This window comes from Pedobacter hiemivivus, from assembly GCF_004331685.1.
In the GTDB taxonomy this organism is placed as follows: domain Bacteria; phylum Bacteroidota; class Bacteroidia; order Sphingobacteriales; family Sphingobacteriaceae; genus Pedobacter; species Pedobacter hiemivivus.
This window is the reverse complement of record NZ_SJSM01000027.1, coordinates 37980-58772: the sequence shown is the minus strand read 5'-3', so window position 1 is coordinate 58772 and position 20793 is coordinate 37980. Positions and strand designations below refer to the sequence as shown.

Sequence of the window (20793 nt, the reverse complement as noted above, 5' to 3'; positions counted from 1 at the left end):
TACCTATATATATGAAAAAGTTCATCGAGAAACTCCAATTTATTACGCACGATATCCAGCAGCACAGTCATATTGAACAGGCGCAAATTGCCTGCTCTGCCGGAGCAAAATGGATACAATACCGTTGCTTAACTAAAAATGATGATGAGCTTTTGATAGATATCAATGCTATTGCAGAAATCTGTGACGATTGGGGGGCTACCCTGATCGTTACAGATCATGTACATTTAAACGGCAAAGCCGATATTCAGGGTTTTCATATCGAAGATTTTGATGCCGACTTTGTAAAGCTGCGAGAACAACTGGGCGAAGCAATAACCATTGGCGGCTCTGCCACTACACTGCAAGGCTTAATCAGACTAGCCAAAGAAGGTGCAGACTATGCCGGTTTTGGTCCATTTTACACCACAACCACCAAGCCTAACAAAGCTCCATTATTGGGTGTAGAAGGTTATCAAAATGCGATGGCAGAATTAAAAAAACTGGACATCAACCTACCTGTGCTTGCTGTTGGCGGTATAACCATCAACGACATAGACCCATTAATGAATACCGGAATTTTCGGGATAGCTGTTTCTGCAGCCATAAATCAAGCCGAAGATATGCGTTCAGCCTATCTTGACTTTTATGACCAAATCGTGTAAATACTTTTTTAAATAAATGTATGTTATTGCAAGTCGATGGCATACATTTGTTTAAAACAATTTTCTGTTGGAAGAACATGTACCTATAGAGAAACCCGATCCTTTCGCCGCCTTGCGCTACAGAGAATTCCGATCTTATCTCGGAATGCGTTTCTTTTTCACTTTTGCTTATCAAATGCAGGCCGTAATCATCGGCTTTCACATTTATCACCTCACTAAAGACCCATTAGCACTGGGATTAATTGGCCTCTGCGAAGCCATTCCAGCCATTGGCGTTGCGCTATATGGTGGATATATTGCGGATAAATCTGAAAAAAGAGGGCTGCTCCTTAAAATATTTATAGGTGTGTTTTTATGCTCTCTAGTGATGCTCGTGGTTACCACAAAACAAATGCATGCCTACATCCCTACCAGTTATATTGTGCCTATTATGTATTGCATGATATTCGGGGTTGGCTTGGCCCGCGGCTTTTTTAGTCCGGCCACCTTCTCCTTAATGGCCATGATTGTCCCTAAAAAATTATATCCAAACTCCAGTACATGGAACAGTTCCGGCTGGCAAATGGCCTCTATTCTGGGCCCAGCAGCAGGTGGATTAATTTACGGCTTCTACGGCATCACGGTAACCTATATCGTGATCATTACGTTTATATTTATTTCCATTGTTTGTATCTTCTTTTTAAAACCACACCCGCCAAGATACATCCCTAAAGAAAGTATTGTAAAAAGCCTAACCGAAGGGGTACAGTTTGTATTTAAAAGCAAAATGATGTTGGGCGCCATGAGCCTGGACCTATTTTCCGTGTTTTTTGGCGGCGCTGTCGCCTTATTACCAGTATTTGCTAATGACATCCTTAAAGTTGGCCCAGAAGGCCTGGGATACATGCGTGCGGCAGCATCAGGTGGCGCTGTGATTACCATGTTGGTAATGACTCGTTTTTCGCCCATGAATAAACCCTGGCGTAACCTCCTCATTGCCGTTACTGGATTTGGAACCAGCATTATCTGTTACGGTCTATCCAAAAACTTCTACCTTACCCTTATGTTCTTGTTTATGGAAGGTGCATTTGATAGCGTAAGCGTGATTATCCGATCTACCATTATGCAACTCCTTACCCCCGACGAAATGCGGGGTCGCGTATCTGCTGTAAACAGTATGTTTATTGGCTCATCCAATGAGATTGGTGCCTTCGAATCGGGCCTAACTGCAAAGCTGATGCGTACCGTACCCGCAGTAGTATTTGGGGGCAGTATGACCATCCTCATTGCTGGCATTACCTATTTAAAAACAAAAGGCTTAATAAAATTAAGCCTTGATGAGATAAACGAACAAAAGGTTTAAGCCGTTACATGGCGTTCACCGATCTGTTGTCTCCACATGGCATAGTACAAGCCATTTAGCAACAATAAATCTTCATGTCTACCTTGTTCAATAATGTGCCCTTTCTCGAGTACAAAAATGCGGTCAGCATGTTTGATCGTCGATAACCTGTGTGCAATCAATATCGTAATGTGATTGGTCTGCTCCGAAATATCACGAATCGTAGCTGTGATATCCTCTTCTGTCAATGAATCCAAAGAAGATGTAGCTTCATCAAACACCAAAATATCCGGCTTACGTAGCAATGCTCTCGCTATCGATAAACGCTGCTTTTCACCACCCGACACTTTTACTCCACCCTCGCCAATTACGGTATCCAGCCCATTGTCTGCCCTTGCTAGTAGATTATGACAAGCTGCCTGCTGCAAAACCCGCATACACTCTTCATCAGTAGCACCGGGTCTTACAAACTGTAAATTCTCTCTAATCGTTCCCGAAAACAATTGTGTATCCTGAGTTACAAAACCAATTTTTTCCCTCAATAAATCAAGATCAATATCCTTGCTCGAAGTATTGTTATAAAGCACATCTCCCTCAATAGGCTGATAGAGTCCAACCAACAACTTCACCAATGTGGTTTTTCCAGAACCCGAAGGGCCTACAAAAGCAATCGTCTCCCCATTATGAGTACTAAAGCTAATGTCGGTTAGTGCATTAAATTTCCCAGTTAAGTGTTTAAAATTAACATCTTCAAAAGCCAACTTGCTAATCTTTTCAAGCTTAACGGGGTTTAAAGGCTTCTGATCTATTGGCATACTTAAAATCCTCTTAAAATTCCCTAGAGAAACTTCGGCTTCGCGCCATGACAGGATTACATTTCCAAGCTCCTGCAGTGGACCAAAAAGGAAGAATGAGTAAAATAAGAAAGAGAAATATTGTCCCGGAGAGATGGTATTTTCAAAAATAAGAATCAATAGAACCACAACCATACAGCTACGTACAAAATTTACCGTTGTGCCCTGTACAAAGCTCATACTGCGCACATACTTTACCTTTCTAAGCTCAAGGCCCAGTATTTTATAAGTTGTTTTATTTAAGCGTTCTATTTCCTGACTAGCCAATCCTAAACTTTTAACCAGTTCAATATTTCTTAATGATTCTGTAGTAGAACCTGCCAAAGCGGTGGTTTCGGCAACAATACTCTTTTGTATGGTTTTAATTTTTCTACTCAAAAACCAGCTCACAAAGCTGATGATAGGAATTGCAGAAAAATAGATCAGTGTTACTTTATAGCTTACCGTAACCGAGTAAACGATTACAAAAACCATCCCGATCAGGCTAACAAACAAAATACTGATAAATGAGGTGATGAACTTTTCTGAGTCCTGACGCACTTTCTGCAATATTCCCAATGTCTCTCCACTACGTTGATCCTCAAATACCTGGTAAGGTAACTCCAACGAATGTTTTAAGCCATCAGCGTACATTTGAGCCCCTACTTTCTGAACAATAATACTGGTAAAATAATCCTGAAAGTTCTTTGCAATTCTGGATACCATAGCGGCACCCACACCCAAACCAACTAGTCCAAGTACTCCCCAAACGAATTCGCTACGCTCCAAAATATCTTTCTTTTCGATGAAACGATCCACAATTCTACCTGTAATGTAAGGGTCTAATAAAGAGAATCCTATATTAACAGCAGCCAGCACAAGCGCTAAAACTACTATCCATTTATAGTTCTTCAAATATTCAATCAGTAAATTCATCTATAAGTTTTGTTTTGAGGGGTCAAAAATAAAGAAAGGGAATGAAGCATTATCCTCATTCCCTTTAATTTACAAGCAGATTATAATCCGACCTTTAAACGGTCATGATATCCTTCTCTTTCGCTTCAGAGTGCTTATCAACTTTAAGGATATAAACGTCAGTAATTTTCTGAACTTCAGCTTCACCAGTTTTAATCTCATCATCAGAAACGCTTTCGCCTTTCAATTTTTTGATCTTTTCGTTGGCATCTTTACGGATGTTACGAATGGTTATTTTACCACGTTCAGCTTCCTCTTTTACCTTTTTAACGAGTTGTATTCTGCGTTCTTCAGTCAATGGTGGAACTACCAAACGGATTACCACACCATCATTCTGAGGGTTGATACCGATATTAGCTTCCATAATAGCGCGTTCTATAGGCACTAACATATTTTTTTCCCAAGGCTGAACAAGCAAAGTACGTGCATCAGGTGTATTGATACTTGCTACCTGAGATAAACCAGTAGCACTACCATAATAATCTACAAATATGCCGTCTAACATACCTGCAGAAGCTTTTCCTGCACGGATTTTAGTCAATTCAGCTTCACAATGGTCAATCGCCTTGTCCATGTTTGCCTGGGCATCTTGTAATTGTTTCTTTATGAGGTCATTCATGTTTTGTAAAATTTAACCAAAAATATAAAATTTATTTAGGATCAGTTCTTAACCAGCGTACCGATCTCGTCGCCATTAGCAATTTTCATAAAATTGCCTGTTTTATTCATATCAAAAACGATAATCGGCAATTCATTCTCTTCGCAAAGCGTAAAAGCAGTCATATCCATTACATTCAATCCTTTAGCGTAAACTTCTTTAAAGGAAATCTCTGAATATTTAGTCGCTGTAGGATCTTTTTCCGGATCAGCAGTATAAATACCGTCAACACGCGTACCTTTCAATACCACATCAGCTTTGATCTCGATAGCGCGTAATGCAGCTGCCGAATCTGTTGTGAAATAAGGGTTACCTGTACCGGCTCCAAAAATTACCACACGACCTTTTTCAAGGTGACGTACAGCTCTTCTACGGATAAATGGTTCGCAGATCTGCTCCATTTTAATTGCAGTAAGTAAGCGAGTTTTCAAGCCTACTTTTTCTAAAGCATCTTGTAAAGCCATACTGTTGATTACAGTAGCCAACATACCCATATAATCGGCCTGTGCACGGTCCATACCCGACTTTTCTGCACTTAAACCTCTAAAAATATTTCCACCTCCAATAACGATTGCTATTTCAAGACCTTGGGCATGAACCGCCTTAATGTCTTCAGCATACTGCCTTACCACCTCATTATCAATACCATACTGCTTTTCGCCCATTAGCGACTCGCCACTTAATTTTAGTAGGATCCGTTTATATTTCATGGCTCCAAAAATAACTAATTGTTTTAATTAATGAGGGATCAAATGTCTAAACCACCCACAAAAACTTTAGTCAGCTTAAGTTCTGGGTTCAATAACAGCAGATTAGCATCGTTACCAACGCTTAATGAGCCTATTTTATCTGCAAGACCAATCAATTTTGCCGGATGGGACGAAGCCATATTTAAAGCGTCCTGTAAAGGAATCTCACAATGCTGTACACAGTTCTGAATCGCCTGCAACATCGTAATGTTTGAGCCCGAAAGCGTACCATCAGGGGTAATAAATTTATCTCCGGAAAGCTGATGCTGATACGGGCCAATGTTACATTCAGACACCGCATCAGTAATTAAAAACAACCGATCTTTCATCAACCTATGGCTCATCTTTACCATTTCAAAATCAACATGACTACCATCTGCAATAATACTGGCCATTGCAGTAGGGTGATTAAATACAGCTACAGGCAAATTAGGAGCCCTGTGATGAATTGCAGGCATGGCATTGAACAAATGTGTAGTTGTCTTAAATCCTTTGTTATACGCAGCCGTAGCCTGCTCAAAGCTGGCGTCACTATGCCCCAATGATAAAAGAACATGATTATCTAACAAATAATTGATCACGGCATCGTCCTGAAGTTCGGCCGCCAAAGTCATCATCTTTACAGTGCCATCAGCATAATCCAGCAACCGCTTCACTTCATCAAGCTCCGCTTTATGGATAAATGCTTCAATGTGTGCCCCTCTGCGCTTAGGATTTAGGTAAGGCCCCTCTAAGTGCAAGCCTAAAAAACCTTTCGCTTGTGGGCGGTAAGCCTTTGCTGCATCTAAGGTCTGATAAACAATTTCCATACTGTTGGTAGCCACACAAGCCAAAAAGCCCGTAGTCCCTTTATGGATTAAGTCATGATCCATTTGTTCTAAGGTTTCTGCTGTAGGGTAAGCAGAAAAAAGTGGACCAGCACTACCATAGATCTGAAGATCTATAAAAGAAGGGCTAAGGAAGTCGCCGCCTGCATCAACTTGTGTATATCCCTCAGGAATTTTTTCATTAGATACCCTGGTTATTTTTCCATTTTCAATTAGCACAGATTGGTCTGCCAGCAGCACACCAGATTTAAACAGCTTACAATTGGTTATTGCGATCATACGATTCTATTGTATAAGCCCAAATATAAGGCAAAAAAAAAGCCTCCTGAAAACAGAAGGCTCTTCTAAAAAAAATTAATTAAGTATTAAGCTCCTAATTGTACGCGTTTAAATGCAACAACGGTTAAACCGTTAGAAACATCATGTAAAAATTTACGTACATCTTTAGATGAATCTTTAACAAACTCTTGGTTTAATAAAGTACTGTCTTTGTAGAATTTATTCAATTTACCAGCAGCAATTTTTTCTACCATTTCTTCAGGTTTACCTTCAGCACGGATTTGCTCTTTAGCGATTTCAGTTTCACGTTCGATAGTAGATGAATCAACATCACCTTTATCTAAAGCAACTGGGCTCATTGCTGCGATTTGCATAGCAACATCTTTACCAGCTTCTTCAACACCTGCACCAGCTTGGTTTAAAGCAACCAATACACCTAAACGGTAGTTACCATGGATGTAAGGAACAACTAACTCACCAGTAACAGTTTCAAATTTAGAGATACCGATTTTCTCACCGATTTTACCAGTGTTCTCAACGATGATATCAGAAACTTTTTGTCCGTCAATTTCAAGAGCTAAAAGTTCTTCTAATGAAGCAGGATTGTTTTCGATAGCTAAATCAGTAAACTTGTTAGCTAAAGCAACGAAATCAGCATTTTTAGCAACAAAGTCAGTCTCGCAGTTTAATTCAACCACAACACCACGTTTGCCATCAGCAGTAGCTTTAGCGATAACAACACCTTCGTTAGAATCACGATCCTGACGAGAAGCTGCTACTTTAGCACCTTTTTTACGTAAATAATCAACCGCAGCTTCGAAATCACCATTAGCTTCGATTAACGCTTTTTTGCAGTCCATCATACCAGCACCAGTTTGTTGGCGCAATTTGTTTACATCAGCTGCAGAAATTTGTACTGTAGACATTTTATTTCCTTTTTAAGTTTTTATCAAAAAATTATGGGTTGTGCAGGACTTGTTGTAGTATAAACTGCAACGCACCATACACAACCCAATTATATTATTTAAGCTTCTTCGCTTGTACCTTCTTCAGTATCAGCTTCAACTTTTTTTCTTCTAGCACCTGGTGCAGCAGCCTCTGGAGCATCAGCAGCAGCTTTAGCAGCTACAGCTTCTTTCTCAGTTTCCTCGTCTTTTTCACGTTTACGCTCATCTAAACCTTCTTCAATTGCTTTGATGATTACATCAGTAATTAAAGAGATCGATTTAGTAGCATCATCATTCGCAGGAATTGGGAAATCGATGTTTGAAGGATCAGAGTTAGTATCAACCATTGCAAAAGTTGGAATGTTTAATTTCAACGCTTCGCTAACAGCGATGTGCTCTTTTTTAACGTCAATTAAGAAGATAGCAGCTGGTAAACGGTTTAAGTCCGCGATACCACCTAATAAGCTTTCTAATTTAATACGCTCACGTTGGATCATTAAACGCTCTTTCTTAGAAAGGATCGAGTAAGTACCGTCTTTAGTCATTTTATCGATGGTAACCATCTTTTTGATTGACTTGCGAACAGTAGCAAAGTTAGTTAACATACCACCTAACCAACGCTCAGTTACGTAAGGCATGTTTACTTTTTTTGCTTGATCAGCAACGATTTCTTTAGCTTGTTTCTTAGTAGCTACGAAAAGAATCTTACGACCAGATTTAACGATCTGTTTGATTGCTGAAGCAGCTTCTTCAGTTTTAGTTAAAGTTTTATTTAAATCTATAATGTGGATACCGTTGCGCTCCATGAAAATGTATGGGGCCATTTTTGGGTTCCATTTACGGGTAAGGTGACCAAAGTGTACACCTGCATCCAGTAAGTCTTGATATGTAGTTCTTGCCATTGTTTTGTCTCCTTAAGATTAACGTTTACTGAATTGGAATTTCTTACGTGCTTTCTTGCGTCCTGGTTTCTTACGCTCAACCATACGCATATCACGGGTCATTAACCCTTTAGCGCGCAATGCTGGTTTTTTCTCAGCATCTAATTCAACAATAGCTTTAGCAATAGCTAAACGAACAGCTTCTGCCTGGCCTTTAACGCCACCACCGGCTACATTTACAGTTACATCATACTGACCAACTAATTCAGAAACTGTGAATGATTGGTTAACGATGTATTGTAAAGGCAATGTTGGGAAATATTCTTTGTGATCTTTACCATTTACGGTAATTGTGCCGTTGCCTTCTTTTAAATAGATACGAGCAACTGCAGTTTTTCTTCTTCCTGAAGTGTTAGTAACTGACATTTCTTCCTTAATTAAAGTTTAATGGTTGTTGGAGATTGCGCTGCATGAGGATGCTCAGCACCTGCATAAACAAAAAGATTTGTGTAAAGTTTTGCACCTAATTTAGTTTTAGGTAACATACCTTTTACTGCCTTTTCAACAACACGCTTAGGATGTTTCGCCATTAACTCTTTTGGAGAAATGAAGCGCTGACCACCTGGATAACCAGTGTAGGAAGTATAAACTTTGTCGTTCATTTTATTTCCGGTCAACTTAATCTTGTCTGCATTAATAACGATAACGTTATCACCGCAGTCTACGTGTGGGGTGTACTCAGGCTTGTTTTTACCACGGATGATCATAGCGATCTTCGATGACAAGCGCCCCAAAATCTCGCCTTCAGCATCCACAACAACCCACTGTTTGTTAACAGTTTTTGCATTGGCAGAGACAGTTTTGTAACTTAACGTATTCACTTGCTTGTATTTAATTTGTTAAACAATTATTTATTATCCCTAGTTTTTTAGGGACTGCAAAGATAGATAGAAATATTTAATTACCAAATAGTTGAACAGATATTTATAAAAAAACGTTCTTTGCATCTTGAAATTCAAAAAGCATTACCGCCCATATTTGAAGTTCAGGCGCCTACCAACTAAAGTTTATACTGATCTGGACGAACTATAAATTATTATATCAAAGTTGATAATGGCTTATAATCATTCTCCTCTATTTTTTTGAGAATCTTATCAACCTCATTTATCTCAATCAAATTGAAGCCTTTTTTTTGCCCGTGAATTTTATTTAATAACTTTTCCTGAAAAGATTTCGCCTCAGGTTTATTAAACACAACATTAAAATCTCCAAGTGGCCATTTTTTTTCCGAACTAAAATTATTTAAAGCATTAATTAACACATCCCACTGATTTAATTGCTGTCCCAGCGTTTCCGGATTTATTGTAAAATCAATATCCTGTACAGCGGTTATCAATCCGTTTTTCCCGATAAGCCTAACCTGCGTTTCAGAATAAATACCATCAATTTTATTAGGCGTAATCTTAAAATCAATATCAACTTTATCTTTTAAATTTACAGTATTGATTTTCTTTTTAAAGTCATTATGAAAAGTATTTTTAAATCCCATTTTTATCGGTTTAGATCCAATGAATTTTTCCAGCAAATTATTAAAGAGCTTAATATCCATTAAACCCGCAATAGGCAAAGGCCCACTAAAATGAATGACACCTGTGCTATACTTACTTAAATACTCCGCATAAGCATCCGAAGAAAAAACATTTATCTCCGAAAACATCCCAGAATTAACACCTTTATTATTATTCAATTCCTGAATAAAAGCCTTCATCCCCTTAAAAGATTGATACAAATGAGCCTTTAAATTCAAAGAAGCCTGTAACTTCTCTACGAGATCAATCTTGGACGGCTCATAATCAAACCATAATTTATCCTTAGCAAAAACCATTAATCCCACAGCCACTTTCTCTGCAGTAAGTGAATTAGGTTGTACATAGATAATTGAATATAGAGTTTTCATGATTGAAGTTGTTACTTAAAAAGTGACCACATAAGATTTTTTATTATACCGATTCTGTTCGCATTAGTCAAAAAGAGAATCATACGTTCTTTTAACTGCGCAGGGATCGCCCAAGCCTTAGGACAATCATCATAGGATTCAGATATAATTTGTTCAATTTCATGAGCTTGCAAAGATAAGAAGTTATCGACAATTTCCTTAGATGTCCTTTTATTTAAATACGGTAATATTTTCTTAAAATAAGTACTAGCGATCAACTTATTATTAGATGATACTGGATGCAATTCATTAAACATCCTTAACCTTTCTAACCCGCCAAAACAAAATGCATGATCAAATGCATAAAACTTTCTCCCTAAATCCTGCTGAGCAATCAATAGGTTATAATTCTCATTTTTACCCCTGTCGCAATTGTCAATCCATAAATCGAATAGCGCAATTCTCACTAAATCATACGGATTAAGTATTTGATTAAAAGCCCCTTTCTTGACCACACTGGAAATCCCATGTAAATCTTCAGCTCCCTTTATTTCTTTAGACCCCAAATAGATTTGGCTCGGCTTGCAAAACCTTTTGTGTCTATTAAGAGTCTCTTCAGCGTACGAATTAGCTGATATTAACACCAGAGCAAGCTCAGGGCTTGGCACATCTAACCTATCTAAGAATCGCTTACTTACTATCTCGTAAAACAAACAATCAATTTCCTCAGTCTTTAAGCTCACTCCCGAGCGGAATTTGCAATAATAGGACTCCATATCATCACACAGGAAATGTAATGGGCTGTGCCCATCTGTTGAGACTTCTCTAATTAGCGTAACCGTCTTAACACTTCGCATTTCCTCTTTTCGAGCTATCAATTTAAATAAAGAATGAATTAAAGATATATAATTTTCTGGTTACTCCCCTTCTAAATAATATCAATACTTTACAATCAAGAAGATTCCCTTTTGTCATCGAAATGTTTTTATTTTTTTAGGCACAAACTTTTCTGCAACATTCCTCGTTATAGTTGCAGTTTGTTTGGTTTAGGTTGATCTGTGGTGGATCAACCATCTTTATAGCAGGGACGTCTCGAAAGACCGTCCCTGTTTCTTTTTATACCCAACAACCATCAGGGTTCTTCTCAATCTTTCATCAAATGCTTGGCAATTTTTCGATTTCCTCAATTAAAAGGCCGGTAACTTCCGCTATTTCATCAGAGGGGCACCCTATTGCTTTAAGTTTAGATGCGACATTAAATAAAGTTCTTCTTGTAGCTTCTTTTGTTGCTTGTTCTGCGGCTTGTTCCTTAGCCCAATCCATACCACCCTTCCAATCAGATTTAGCTTTTATATCTGATTCAGATAATTCGTGCTGCTCTTTGGTTAATTTACTCACTTCCGCAATTTAATTCTTCAATTTCCTCAATTGAAAGGCCTGTGACTTTAGCTATTTCATCAGAGGGGCGCCCTACTGCTTTAAGTTTTAATGCTATTTCAAGCGTATTTTCTCTTTTCGCTTGTTCTGCTGCTTGCTCCTTAGCCCAATCCATACCGCCCTTCCAATCAGATTTAGCTTTTATATCTGATTCATACAATTCCCGCTGTTCTTTGGTTAATTTACTCACTTCCGCAATTTTAAAAATCTTTTGAAATACTCTTTTATCCAGGAAGCGAGGAATCTCATTCAGTCGACTTAAGTTCTTCAATAGGTAAAACCATTTGTCCAACTCAGATTCTAATTCATGCTCCTGTTTATCAAAGTTAGGCAATTCAAGGAACTTGAAACCCATACCTTTGTAAAATACTTTACCCGTATCAGTGTTCATTAATGCAATATTATGCAGGTAATTACTATTGATGTTATTGAACTGAAACTCCATAATACCAATGAGATAAACTTCTTTTAATGGTACATTCCAATCATGTGTTCCTCTTGGTAGCTGTGCACTAATCAGTCTGGACATGTAAAACACACACCTATCTGCAAAGAATTTTTGTCCGGTTCTCTGCATTTCAATAATAAATTGCTCGCCATCTTGTCCGGTGCAAGTCAAGTCGAAAAGCACCTTTTTCTCTTCAATACGACTACCCCCATGCTCAGTAGGGCTGTAGTTAATATCGATAATGCGCTTCTCTCCTTGAAAAAGGGTATTTAAAAATTCAATAAGAATGTCCTTATTAGGTTCACTTCCAAATATATGCTTAAAGCCAAAATCAGTTAGCGGATCAATGTATCGGTTAATCTTTTCCTTCATAATCATTAAATTTAGTCATGAAGAATTTAATATATCTACACCAGAAAAACACACTTTTCATAAATTAATTTATTTTCCACTTACAAACATTACCGCAACCTTCTCCGCTATAGTTGCCGTTGGTTTGGCTTAGGTTGACCTGTGGTGAATTAAACCACATAAGGGTTACTCCTTAAGACTTCTCCTCACATCATACACACATTAGACACACTTCCTTCACAAAAAGGTACCTGTTTGTGGGTTTGGTGTGAAGGAGGTGTGAACAATGCGTGAAGAAGCCAGCTTTTGTGAATAAATGACATCAGGTGTTACTACGTAGTCCAAACCTGCTGACTGATCCTAGTATTATGCAAAATGCTAGCAGCCAAAATCATTTGATGAAGATTCTCATAGAAACTCACCAAATTTTCTCGCTCCGGAATTTTTAATGCTGTAGAGGGATTGAAGAAACAATGTTTCATAATTTGCCATAACAAGTCTTGGCTTTCGTCAAGATTATATTCTTCGAAAAAAAGTTGAATTGAACTCAAAGCTGATGCTTTTAATTCAGCTTCGGTGCCTTTTGGCCAACTCTGGAAATACTCTGCGTGGTTACTCATATGCTCATTTTTTAGTTTAAAATCTTAAAAATGAGTCTCAATCGAAATTTAGGGGAAGCCATTACGGCTGTTCGTCTATTTGTAAAATAAAACGAAGGTGCAACTACAGCAAGTTCTAAATACCGGAGCGTGGGGCTTTCTGACGGCCTAGGAAACGGGTTTACAATAGAACCCATGACGCTATAGTGCACCTTCAAAAGTACAACAAATATTATCATGGGCATTAATCTATTGTCTCTTCCTAGCATTTGTCAGAAATTTCACGCTAGAGACTCTTTAAATTAATACCTCATTTAAGAAGTAATGATATGTTGTTATATTTCTTTATTTCATTGGCCGGCCTTAATCAGTTTTTGGTATATAGTCCCCATAAAGGACGATTTTTAGCTACCGCTGATTTATTCCATAAGTTAATTAAAAGCCCCTAAACCACCCACACATTTATATGAAAATTAATTTAACATTTTTATTCAACCATCCACACGCCCTCAAAAAATCCATTTGATCAAGAACTATTCGGCTTCATTTTTGTTTATATTACACAGATATGCGGGCAAGACTAAAGAGCCGTAACTGATCAGTAATTAAAAAAGGAGAAATTATCATGACAAAAGAAACGAAAATAATAGCAGGAGTATTAGCCGGAGCTGCTTTAGGCGCTGCAATAATTTTAATCTTATCAACAGAAAAAGGCGGTGACGTAAAAGATAAAATGTCGGACTGGTTTTGTGACCTTTTAGATGCTTCTAAAGACAAGCTAGCCGATGTAACCGATCATGTAAAAGACACAATTTCAAAAGTAAGAGCCTAATTAACTGAATGAAGATCGCTTTTCATGGTGCAGCGCGTGCTGTAACGGGTAGTAAACACCTAATCACTTTAAATAACGGGACTAAAATATTATTGGACTGCGGCCTTTTTCAGGGCATGGGCGATATTACAGACCAGCTGAATGAATCTTTCGGATTTAATCCGGCTAAGGTCACTTACCTCATTTTGTCCCATGCCCATATAGATCACTGCGGATTGCTGCCTCGTTTAGTGGCCGAAGGTTTTAGCGGGACCATTTACTGCACGCCCGCGACAAAAGATCTTGCCGAAATCCTAATGCTCGATTCGGCAAAAATCCAGATGCAGGACGCAGAATACCAGAACAAAAAAAACAAACAGCCAGGTTTCCATGCGATCCCTTTGTACACCGATATTGATGTACAACAAACCATTAGCCAGTTCAAAACTGTTCCTTACGAGCAGGATTTTAAAATAGACGATCACATTACGGTTAGGTTTACCGATGCAGGCCATATTGTAGGTAGCGCAGCGGTGCATCTACAGATCAATGAAGATGGCAAAGAAACCCATGTTACCTTTAGTGGGGATGTAGGCCGATATGGCGATTTACTGTTAAAAAGCCCCCAAACCTTCCCGCAGGCAGACTATATCATCCTGGAATCTACTTATGGAGATTCTTTACATGTCGATGTAGAGGCTATCGAAAATTTGTTACTGCAGATAATTACACAGACTTGTATAGAAAAACAAGGCAAAATTATCATCCCTGCATTTAGTGTTGGCCGTACGCAGGAATTATTATACGCCTTAAACTCCCTCGAGTTAAAAGGTCGATTACCCGATATTCCTTACTACGTAGACAGCCCGCTTTCTATGGAGGCAACTCAAGTACTAAAAGATCACCCGGACGTATATAACAATGGCGTAAAGGAAATCATGAAGGTAGACCGCGATATTTTTGATTTCAAAGGCTTAAGATTTATTGAAAGCGTAGAAGAATCCAAAGCGCTAAACAACGATCCGCAGCCTTGCGTTATCATATCCTCATCGGGCATGGCCGAGGGTGGTCGCGTAAGACATCACATCAAAAATAACATCAGCGATCGCAAAAACACCATTTTAATGGTGGGATATGCCAGTCCAGGCTCACTTGCAGGGCGCTTAGTTAGCGGCCAAAAAAGAGTTTGGCTTTTTGGACAGGATTACGATGTAATTGCTGAAGTCAGATCTATTAAATCCATGAGTGCACATGGCGATTATGAAGACTTACTACAATTCCTTACTGGACAAGACCCTACAAAGGTTAGGCAGATATTTCTGGTTCATGGCGAGTATGATGTGCAGTTAAAATTTGCTGAAAGGGTACATAATGCCGGTTTTCAAAATGTTGCTATTCCAGAATATCATCAGGAGTTTGAGTTGTAAAAGAATCTCTTTTCTATCTTTGTGGCATGGATGTTTTTGGAGAAGCGTTAAAAGATCAGTTTTTAAAACCACCGGCAGAAACCCTTTGGGTACATAATTCTTACGACGAACCGGAGGAAATGCCGGTAGATATTTACTTCAGAGACGAGAATGAAATGCCTGAGCTGGAGCTTAAAGCACTAGATCTTTGCAAAGGCAAAGTGTTAGATGTGGGCGCCGGTGTAGGCAGCCACGCTTTAGTGCTACAAAAAAGAGGTTTGGATATTACTGGCATGGACATATCCGCATCTGCTGTAACCATCATGAAACAACGTGGACTAAAACAGGCCATGGAAGGAAATATTCTCACTTATAAAATTCCAGAAGGAGATAAAAAATACGACACCCTATTGTTTATGATGAACGGGATCGGACTTACAGGATCTATTCCTGGATTAAAAGCCTTTTTAAAGCATGTTAAAAGCTTAATCAATAAAGATGGTCAGCTGGTTTTTGACAGCTCTGACCTGTCCTATTTATACCTTGAAATTCCATTTCCTGAAAACGGGTACTTTGGCGAAGTAAGCTTTAGGTACGAATACAAAAGCGTAAAAGGCAAATGGTTTAAATGGATCTATGTAGATCAGAAAACACTTATTGATATTGCCAAACAAACAGGATGGCATACAGAGATCATCATGGAAGATGATTCAGATCAATATTTGGCAAGACTAACGCTTGCCAAATAATCGACCTTAAATTTTTAGGCTTTCTCTTCCCAGATTGCAGCGATATTAACGATCGTTTCAACCGCTTTTTCCATATCCTGTACCGATGCCCATTCTTGCTTGCCATGGAAAGCGTGCTCTCCGGCAAAGATGTTAGGACAAGGTAAGCCCATAAACGACAAACGAGAACCATCGGTACCACCTCTGATGCTTTGTTGTTTAGGCGTAATACCTGCACGTTTGATGGCTTCAATACCAATCTCGATAATTTGAGGATGCTTATCCAACACCTGCTTCATGTTGCGATATTGTTCTGTGATCTTCAATTCATACGAAGCGTTTGGAAAATCTTCTATAATATTTTGTACCGTAGCATCTAACAACTCGCCATTAGCGGTCAATTCTTCATCATTAAATGCACGAAGAATAAAGCGCACCTCAGCCTGTTCTACATTACCACTGATCGTAACCGGGTGTATAAAACCTTCTTTTAATTCTGTGGATTCAGGAGAAAGACAATCTGCCGGTAACGAACTGATCACATCAGATAAGATCTTAATCGCACTTTCCATTTTGCCTTTAGCAAAGCCTGGATGTGCACTCACACCTTTAATGGTCAGTACGGCACCATCAGCAGAGAAAGTTTCATCTTCAATAGAACCCAGTGTTTCACCATCAACGGTATAACCGAAATCTGCGCCCAACTTTTCAATATTCACTTTATCTACACCGCGACCAATTTCCTCATCAGGCGTAAATAAAATCTTGATTGTTCCATGCTTAAATTCAGGATTCTGCATTAAAAATGCCGCAGCCTCCATAATCTCTGCCAATCCAGCTTTATTATCAGCACCAAGTAAGGTAGTCCCACTTGCAGTGATGATGTCATTGCCAATCTGATCCTTCAGATCATGATGTTCTTTCATTTTTAAGACTACAGAATTATCATCCGGCAGCACCAAATCTTGTCCCTGGTAGTTCTCGTGAACAATTGGCTTTACATTTAAACCGCTGCAATCTGGAGAAGTATCCATGTGCGAACAGAAGCAAATTACTGGAACCTGCTTATCTGTATTGGCAGGAATAGTTGCGTATACGTAACCATACTCATCTAAATGCGCGTCAGCCACACCAATCTCTAGTAATTCGGCTACCAGAACCTTACCTAAATTCTTTTGCTTTTCGGTTGAGGGCACAGTTGGCGATTGTGGATCGGACTGTGTATCGATCTGAACGTATTTTATGAACCTGTTTTGAAGGGATTTGTTTTTATTTATATATTTTAGCATACTCTTATAAAACTCCAAAGTTATATAAAGATTATAGTTTTGCCTACATACTTAAAAGAAGATACGTTTGAAACCAATTTTAACATCATTAATAGCACTCTTAATTTGGTTTAATGCCAACGCTCAGTCCAATTTTTATAAAATGTCAGTCGGTGCAGGTGCCGGAATCACACAGTCTTTCGGAGATTTGGCTAAACATGACCTAGGTTTGGCAGGTTATGGAACATTTGATTATTTATTTACCCCTTTTGTAAGCCTCGGGATAGAAGGACAGATGGGCGAAATCAATGGTGGAGACGTTTTTAACGACCCCCATAACCGCCAGTTTATAAACAGCTACAAAGCCTTTTCAATTAATGGGAAGCTATATCTTGGCGCAGTGATAGATTATGGCCGTACCGGCTTTGCTAACGCAGTAAAAGGTCTATATGTTGGTGCCGGCGCAGGAGTACTGATGAACAAGATGCGTTACGTGGCCAGACAAAAACTAACCGATCCGTCATATACTTTCCCAGGAAAGGATAGTTCCAACGACCTACTCGTTCCACTAAACATTGGTATTGCTTTTAACTTTATGGATCGGTACGGGTATTACAAATACGGCATCAACTTTAATTATCAAGCAAATGTTACATTGGGAGAAGGTATGGATGGATATGATGACTCTCCGCTGAGATTTAAAAGCGGCAACCCCGATATTTATACCTACTTTTCGATCGGCCTCAAATACCACTTCGGATCCACAGGCCTTTCTATAAAAAACCTATATTAATTTAGAATGGAATACCTAATTCATACCCCTGTTGCCTCGATCATCTTCCTGCTAACGATTGTAACCAGCATTTACGCTTTTAGCAATCATGATTTGTACGGAAAGTTCATGCTACACCCATACAGTGTTTCGAGAAGGCATAAGGTATATACTTTATTGACCAGTGGACTGATTCATGGAGACTGGATGCACCTGATTTTTAACATGATGACCTTTTACTTCTTTGCTTTTCAACTGGAAGCAATGATTGGATCATGGCAGTTTGCAATCATCTATATTTTTGGCTTGATCTTAAGTGATATCCCTTCAGTTATTAAACACAAAAACGACATGTGGTACAACAGCTTAGGTGCCTCTGGAGCCATCAGTGCGGTATTATTTAGCTACATTTTATTTCAGCCATTCTCTTCGATGATCATATTCCCAATACCAATACCTATTTGGGCAATCATCTTTGGACCATTATACCTGATTTACTGTGTTTATGCATCCAAACAATCCAGAGATAACATTAACCACGATGCACACTTTTTTGGTGCACTAACAGGCCTTATTGTTACCGTACTAATTGTTCCCGGAGCAATTCCACATTTTATAGGACAATTACTCGCTAAAATCGGGTAATTGGTTAATTGGTTTCTGGCAATGCTGCCGGCTCGAAATAGCTGATTGGCTTGGTCGGATCTTTAATGATTTCGAACAAGGTGTGTCCCCAAGGTTTCCAAAAATCCTGTAACACCTGTGCGTAGGTTTTATGCTGCCAATGATCAAATAACGGCTTGTTAAAGGTTCCTTTAAGCGGCATTGCATCCACATATATAGCACCTTCTACAGGCATAATCGCATATTCCGGCAAACGGTTAAACAGGTAGGCCGAGTAAAAGAATCTTGCACACAACTCTTCAAACTGAGGTGCCGATAATGCCGAACCACCAATCTGATCAAGTAATTCCTGATGATATTTTTTATTGGTTCCATTATCCTGCAGGCAGGCAATGATGCCAAAATCTTTAAGCTTTAAAGAAAAGGTAAGGGTATTGATTTCATCTCTGAAGCTGAAAGCTGTATCCTTATCTTCGAGCGGAACCACTACAATAGACCAAGGGGTAAAATCTTCGAACACCACATCCCGGTAAATCCCCTGAATCATGGTATTTAGATTGCCAAACTTATGCATCAGCCCTTGCGACATGTTTAACCCATCATCACTTAACTGTTGTAAGCGGACAGCGCCATTCATTTCTATATAAATCAGGCTATACATAAACTTACCGATCCATCTAAAAAGATCTACTTCATCCAGTTCAGATACTCCTGCATAACCTTTGGCGAAAGCAGCTGAAATTTTATCTTCCAAAGGCTGGATAAATTGAGTTAAAACCTCGGTACTACAAGGAACCTTTAAAGCATTATAAGACCTAACACTTTCGTCGAGCAGCTTAATTTGCTCTTCGCCGCTAAAGTTTGCTACTTCCAGCAGCCATGCAGGTAATATATTTATTTCTTCAATTGGCGAACTAAAGATATCTCCACTTAAAAAGCAGTTTTTATACTTAAAATCGAAGTTTTTAAAGGGTTGGTATATTGTGCTATTCATACTGGGCACAATATTAGGTATATTATTTTTACATTCGCTTTTGCACTACTTTTTATAACTTTTAAATTACTAAAAAGCTTTTCCTAAGATGAAGATTGCCTACAACGCCTATAACCTGGAACTAAAACACCCATTTTCTATTGCAAAATTTTCCCGGACAAGCACGCCAGTGATGCTGATCAGGCTGAGTTACGAAAATATTGAGGGCTATGGCGAGGCATCTATGGTACCGTATATGGGCGAAAGTGTAGAAACAGCAGTAGCTTTTTTAAAAAAGGTAGACTGGAACCGCTTTGCTCATCCATTTAATTTTGAGGAGATCCTTGATTATTTGGATAGCATTGAAAAGGGACATCCGGCGATTAAAGCGGCCATCGATATTGCCTTGAATGACATCAACGGAAAACTACTAAACAAGCCTTGTTATGAGATTTATGGTGCCGATCCGTCAAAAATGCCAGTAACATCTTATACCATTGGTATTGATACAGCCGAAGTGATTAAAGAAAAAGTTGCCGATGCCAATGGCTTTAAAGTTTTAAAAATTAAACTCGGTAGAGACAACGATAAGGAACTGATCAACACGATCAGAAGTGTGAGCGATTTACCTTTGTATGTTGATGCCAACCAAGGCTGGACAAACAGGAAAGAAGCTATAGAGATGATTTACTGGTTACACGATCAGGGTGTACAACTGATAGAACAACCTATGGATAAAGCCGACCTTGAGGGCAACGCATGGCTTACCGGTCGTAGTCCGATTCCTATCTTGGCAGACGAGGCAGTACAGCGACTATCAGATCTGGAAGGCTTAAGAGGGGCTTATCATGGCATCAATATCAAGCTGATGAAGAGTGGTGGCATCTATGAGGGTCATCAAATGATCCTTAAGGCCAAATCTATGGGCATGAGGGTGCTGATTGGCTGCATGAGCGAAACATCTTGTGCCACACAGGCAGGCATGGCCTTAGCACCATTGTGCGACTGGGCAGACCTTGACGGCCCATGGTTAACTAAAAACAATCCTTTTACCGCGCCTAAAATGATTGAGGGGAAATACCAGCTAAATCAGCTGCCAGGGCTAGGGCTGGAAGGGATAAACCCTTCTTTATTTACTTCCGGTTTTTAAGACTATTACGCATTTCTTTCACCAGCTGTAGCTTTAAGTAAAGAAAAAATGCTGCCGTAATTACGAACAAGCCAATTACTAAATATTTATGGTTGTTATAACCCCACACTGCTCCAAAAATGGAAAGTATGATACCCAGGTTATAAAAAACGTTTAATGCGATCTTCTTTCCCATG

24 protein-coding genes are annotated in these 20793 nt (G+C 39.0%); 8 read left to right on the top strand and 16 right to left on the bottom strand.

The features are described from left to right. Nucleotides 1-11 precede the first annotated feature (11 nt). Both EZ444_RS24050 and EZ444_RS24045 read left to right on the top strand, forming a co-directional pair. A complete protein-coding gene (locus EZ444_RS24050; RefSeq protein WP_131612161.1) occupies nucleotides 12-644 on the top strand; it encodes a thiamine phosphate synthase in 633 nt (210 codons plus the stop codon). 67 nt (nucleotides 645-711) lie between these two features. Further along, nucleotides 712-1986, top strand: coding sequence for an MFS transporter (locus EZ444_RS24045; RefSeq protein WP_131612160.1), 1275 nt, complete (start codon nucleotides 712-714; stop codon nucleotides 1984-1986). On the opposite strand, the gene EZ444_RS24040 is transcribed toward EZ444_RS24045, so the two are convergent. From EZ444_RS24040 to EZ444_RS23980, 13 genes are all read right to left on the bottom strand, one after another. Further along, entirely contained in the window at nucleotides 1983-3734 is a 1752-nt protein-coding gene (locus EZ444_RS24040; protein ID WP_131612158.1) for an ABC transporter ATP-binding protein, read from the bottom strand. The genes EZ444_RS24045 and EZ444_RS24040 overlap by 4 nt on opposite strands. 94 nt (nucleotides 3735-3828) lie before the next feature. Continuing rightward, nucleotides 3829-4392 (bottom strand): ribosome recycling factor, encoded by a 564-nt coding sequence (gene frr, locus EZ444_RS24035; RefSeq protein WP_131612156.1) that lies wholly within the window; start codon nucleotides 4390-4392, stop codon nucleotides 3829-3831. A gap of 41 nt (nucleotides 4393-4433) precedes the next feature. Then, nucleotides 4434-5141: a UMP kinase gene (gene pyrH / locus EZ444_RS24030; protein WP_131612154.1), complete on the bottom strand. Its 708-nt coding sequence runs from the start codon at nucleotides 5139-5141 to the stop codon at nucleotides 4434-4436. Between the two features lie 38 nt (nucleotides 5142-5179). Then, entirely contained in the window at nucleotides 5180-6286 is a 1107-nt protein-coding gene (gene nagA, locus EZ444_RS24025; protein WP_131612152.1) for an N-acetylglucosamine-6-phosphate deacetylase, read from the bottom strand. 86 nt (nucleotides 6287-6372) lie between these two features. Next, nucleotides 6373-7212 (bottom strand): translation elongation factor Ts, encoded by an 840-nt coding sequence (gene tsf / locus EZ444_RS24020; RefSeq protein WP_131612150.1) that lies wholly within the window; start codon nucleotides 7210-7212, stop codon nucleotides 6373-6375. Between the two features lie 98 nt (nucleotides 7213-7310). Next, nucleotides 7311-8135: a 30S ribosomal protein S2 gene (gene rpsB, locus EZ444_RS24015; protein ID WP_084288521.1), complete on the bottom strand. Its 825-nt coding sequence runs from the start codon at nucleotides 8133-8135 to the stop codon at nucleotides 7311-7313. An 18-nt stretch (nucleotides 8136-8153) separates the two neighbouring features. Further along, nucleotides 8154-8540 (bottom strand): 30S ribosomal protein S9, encoded by a 387-nt coding sequence (gene rpsI / locus EZ444_RS24010; RefSeq protein ID WP_084288523.1) that lies wholly within the window; start codon nucleotides 8538-8540, stop codon nucleotides 8154-8156. An 11-nt stretch (nucleotides 8541-8551) separates the two neighbouring features. Then, a complete protein-coding gene (gene rplM / locus EZ444_RS24005; RefSeq protein WP_090785697.1) occupies nucleotides 8552-8995 on the bottom strand; it encodes a 50S ribosomal protein L13 in 444 nt (147 codons plus the stop codon). 215 nt (nucleotides 8996-9210) lie between these two features. Continuing rightward, nucleotides 9211-10071, bottom strand: coding sequence for a hypothetical protein (locus tag EZ444_RS24000; protein ID WP_131612148.1), 861 nt, complete (start codon nucleotides 10069-10071; stop codon nucleotides 9211-9213). 11 nt (nucleotides 10072-10082) lie between these two features. After that, complete coding sequence (locus EZ444_RS23995) at nucleotides 10083-10907, bottom strand: HipA family kinase (protein ID WP_317130144.1); 825 nt, start codon at nucleotides 10905-10907, stop codon at nucleotides 10083-10085. Nucleotides 10908-11205: 298 nt separating this feature from the next. Continuing rightward, the gene (locus tag EZ444_RS23990; RefSeq protein WP_131612144.1) at nucleotides 11206-11448 is read right to left on the bottom strand and encodes a hypothetical protein; all 243 of its coding nucleotides are present in this window, start codon (nucleotides 11446-11448) and stop codon (nucleotides 11206-11208) included. Further along, nucleotides 11441-12307 carry an Rpn family recombination-promoting nuclease/putative transposase gene (locus EZ444_RS23985; RefSeq protein WP_131612142.1) on the bottom strand — a complete coding sequence of 289 codons (867 nt, stop codon included), beginning with the start codon at nucleotides 12305-12307 and terminating at the stop codon, nucleotides 11441-11443. The genes EZ444_RS23990 and EZ444_RS23985 overlap by 8 nt, the downstream gene beginning before the upstream one ends. A 311-nt stretch (nucleotides 12308-12618) precedes the next feature. Continuing rightward, on the bottom strand, nucleotides 12619-12906 hold the full coding sequence (locus EZ444_RS23980) for a hypothetical protein (RefSeq protein WP_131612140.1): 288 nt from the start codon (nucleotides 12904-12906) through the stop codon (nucleotides 12619-12621). 604 nt (nucleotides 12907-13510) lie between these two features. Between EZ444_RS23980 and EZ444_RS23975 the strand changes: the two genes are divergently transcribed. The 3 genes from EZ444_RS23975 to EZ444_RS23965 are packed head-to-tail and all read left to right on the top strand — an operon-like array spanning nucleotide 13511 to nucleotide 15851. Continuing rightward, entirely contained in the window at nucleotides 13511-13717 is a 207-nt protein-coding gene (locus EZ444_RS23975; RefSeq protein ID WP_131612138.1) for a YtxH domain-containing protein, read from the top strand. A gap of 8 nt (nucleotides 13718-13725) precedes the next feature. Then, nucleotides 13726-15123, top strand: coding sequence for an MBL fold metallo-hydrolase RNA specificity domain-containing protein (locus EZ444_RS23970; RefSeq protein WP_131612136.1), 1398 nt, complete (start codon nucleotides 13726-13728; stop codon nucleotides 15121-15123). Nucleotides 15124-15149: 26 nt separating this feature from the next. Further along, nucleotides 15150-15851, top strand: a complete 702-nt coding sequence (locus EZ444_RS23965; protein ID WP_131612134.1) for a class I SAM-dependent methyltransferase — start codon at nucleotides 15150-15152, stop codon at nucleotides 15849-15851. Between the two features lie 14 nt (nucleotides 15852-15865). Here EZ444_RS23965 and pepT read toward each other — a convergent pair whose 3' ends face one another. After that, complete coding sequence (gene pepT / locus EZ444_RS23960) at nucleotides 15866-17119, bottom strand: peptidase T (protein WP_131612132.1); 1254 nt, start codon at nucleotides 17117-17119, stop codon at nucleotides 15866-15868. A 67-nt stretch (nucleotides 17120-17186) separates the two neighbouring features. On the opposite strand from pepT, the gene EZ444_RS23955 reads away from it, so the two are divergent. Together EZ444_RS23955 and EZ444_RS23950 are read left to right on the top strand one after the other, a co-directional pair. After that, on the top strand, nucleotides 17187-17891 hold the full coding sequence (locus tag EZ444_RS23955) for a hypothetical protein (RefSeq protein ID WP_131612130.1): 705 nt from the start codon (nucleotides 17187-17189) through the stop codon (nucleotides 17889-17891). Nucleotides 17892-17897: 6 nt separating this feature from the next. Continuing rightward, the gene (locus tag EZ444_RS23950; RefSeq protein ID WP_131612128.1) at nucleotides 17898-18515 is read left to right on the top strand and encodes a rhomboid family intramembrane serine protease; all 618 of its coding nucleotides are present in this window, start codon (nucleotides 17898-17900) and stop codon (nucleotides 18513-18515) included. Nucleotides 18516-18519: 4 nt separating this feature from the next. Here the strand turns inward: EZ444_RS23950 and EZ444_RS23945 are convergent, their stop codons facing one another. Continuing rightward, entirely contained in the window at nucleotides 18520-19488 is a 969-nt protein-coding gene (locus EZ444_RS23945; protein ID WP_131612126.1) for a hypothetical protein, read from the bottom strand. An 88-nt stretch (nucleotides 19489-19576) separates the two neighbouring features. Between EZ444_RS23945 and EZ444_RS23940 the strand changes: the two genes are divergently transcribed. Then, nucleotides 19577-20617: a dipeptide epimerase gene (locus EZ444_RS23940; protein ID WP_131612124.1), complete on the top strand. Its 1041-nt coding sequence runs from the start codon at nucleotides 19577-19579 to the stop codon at nucleotides 20615-20617. Here the strand turns inward: EZ444_RS23940 and EZ444_RS23935 are convergent. After that, a complete protein-coding gene (locus EZ444_RS23935) occupies nucleotides 20601-20792 on the bottom strand; it encodes a DUF6358 family protein (protein WP_131612122.1) in 192 nt (63 codons plus the stop codon). The two genes, EZ444_RS23940 and EZ444_RS23935, sit on opposite strands and share 17 nt — an antisense overlap. Between the last annotated feature and the right edge of the window lies 1 nt (nucleotide 20793).

What these genes read in the sequence shown, in the direction of transcription:
- frr (WP_131612156.1), bottom strand. Translation starts at nt 4,392, where the DNA reads ATGAATGACCTCATAAAGAAACAATTACAAGATGCCCAGGCAAACATG.
- nagA (WP_131612152.1), bottom strand. Translation starts at nt 6,286, where the DNA reads ATGATCGCAATAACCAATTGTAAGCTGTTTAAATCTGGTGTGCTGCTG.
- pyrH (WP_131612154.1), bottom strand. Translation starts at nt 5,141, where the DNA reads ATGAAATATAAACGGATCCTACTAAAATTAAGTGGCGAGTCGCTAATG.
- EZ444_RS23935 (WP_131612122.1), bottom strand. Translation starts at nt 20,792, where the DNA reads ATGGGAAAGAAGATCGCATTAAACGTTTTTTATAACCTGGGTATCATA.
- tsf (WP_131612150.1), bottom strand. Translation starts at nt 7,212, where the DNA reads ATGTCTACAGTACAAATTTCTGCAGCTGATGTAAACAAATTGCGCCAA.
- pepT (WP_131612132.1), bottom strand. Translation starts at nt 17,119, where the DNA reads ATGCTAAAATATATAAATAAAAACAAATCCCTTCAAAACAGGTTCATA.
- EZ444_RS23945 (WP_131612126.1), bottom strand. Translation starts at nt 19,488, where the DNA reads ATGAATAGCACAATATACCAACCCTTTAAAAACTTCGATTTTAAGTAT.
- EZ444_RS23970 (WP_131612136.1), top strand. Translation starts at nt 13,726, where the DNA reads ATGAAGATCGCTTTTCATGGTGCAGCGCGTGCTGTAACGGGTAGTAAA.
- EZ444_RS24040 (WP_131612158.1), bottom strand. Translation starts at nt 3,734, where the DNA reads ATGAATTTACTGATTGAATATTTGAAGAACTATAAATGGATAGTAGTT.
- EZ444_RS23950 (WP_131612128.1), top strand. Translation starts at nt 17,898, where the DNA reads ATGGAATACCTAATTCATACCCCTGTTGCCTCGATCATCTTCCTGCTA.
- EZ444_RS23985 (WP_131612142.1), bottom strand. Translation starts at nt 12,307, where the DNA reads ATGAAGGAAAAGATTAACCGATACATTGATCCGCTAACTGATTTTGGC.
- rpsB (WP_084288521.1), bottom strand. Translation starts at nt 8,135, where the DNA reads ATGGCAAGAACTACATATCAAGACTTACTGGATGCAGGTGTACACTTT.
- EZ444_RS24000 (WP_131612148.1), bottom strand. Translation starts at nt 10,071, where the DNA reads ATGAAAACTCTATATTCAATTATCTATGTACAACCTAATTCACTTACT.
- EZ444_RS23980 (WP_131612140.1), bottom strand. Translation starts at nt 12,906, where the DNA reads ATGAGTAACCACGCAGAGTATTTCCAGAGTTGGCCAAAAGGCACCGAA.
- EZ444_RS24050 (WP_131612161.1), top strand. Translation starts at nt 12, where the DNA reads ATGAAAAAGTTCATCGAGAAACTCCAATTTATTACGCACGATATCCAG.
- EZ444_RS23995 (WP_317130144.1), bottom strand. Translation starts at nt 10,907, where the DNA reads ATGCGAAGTGTTAAGACGGTTACGCTAATTAGAGAAGTCTCAACAGAT.
- EZ444_RS23965 (WP_131612134.1), top strand. Translation starts at nt 15,150, where the DNA reads ATGGATGTTTTTGGAGAAGCGTTAAAAGATCAGTTTTTAAAACCACCG.
- rpsI (WP_084288523.1), bottom strand. Translation starts at nt 8,540, where the DNA reads ATGTCAGTTACTAACACTTCAGGAAGAAGAAAAACTGCAGTTGCTCGT.
- EZ444_RS23975 (WP_131612138.1), top strand. Translation starts at nt 13,511, where the DNA reads ATGACAAAAGAAACGAAAATAATAGCAGGAGTATTAGCCGGAGCTGCT.
- EZ444_RS23940 (WP_131612124.1), top strand. Translation starts at nt 19,577, where the DNA reads ATGAAGATTGCCTACAACGCCTATAACCTGGAACTAAAACACCCATTT.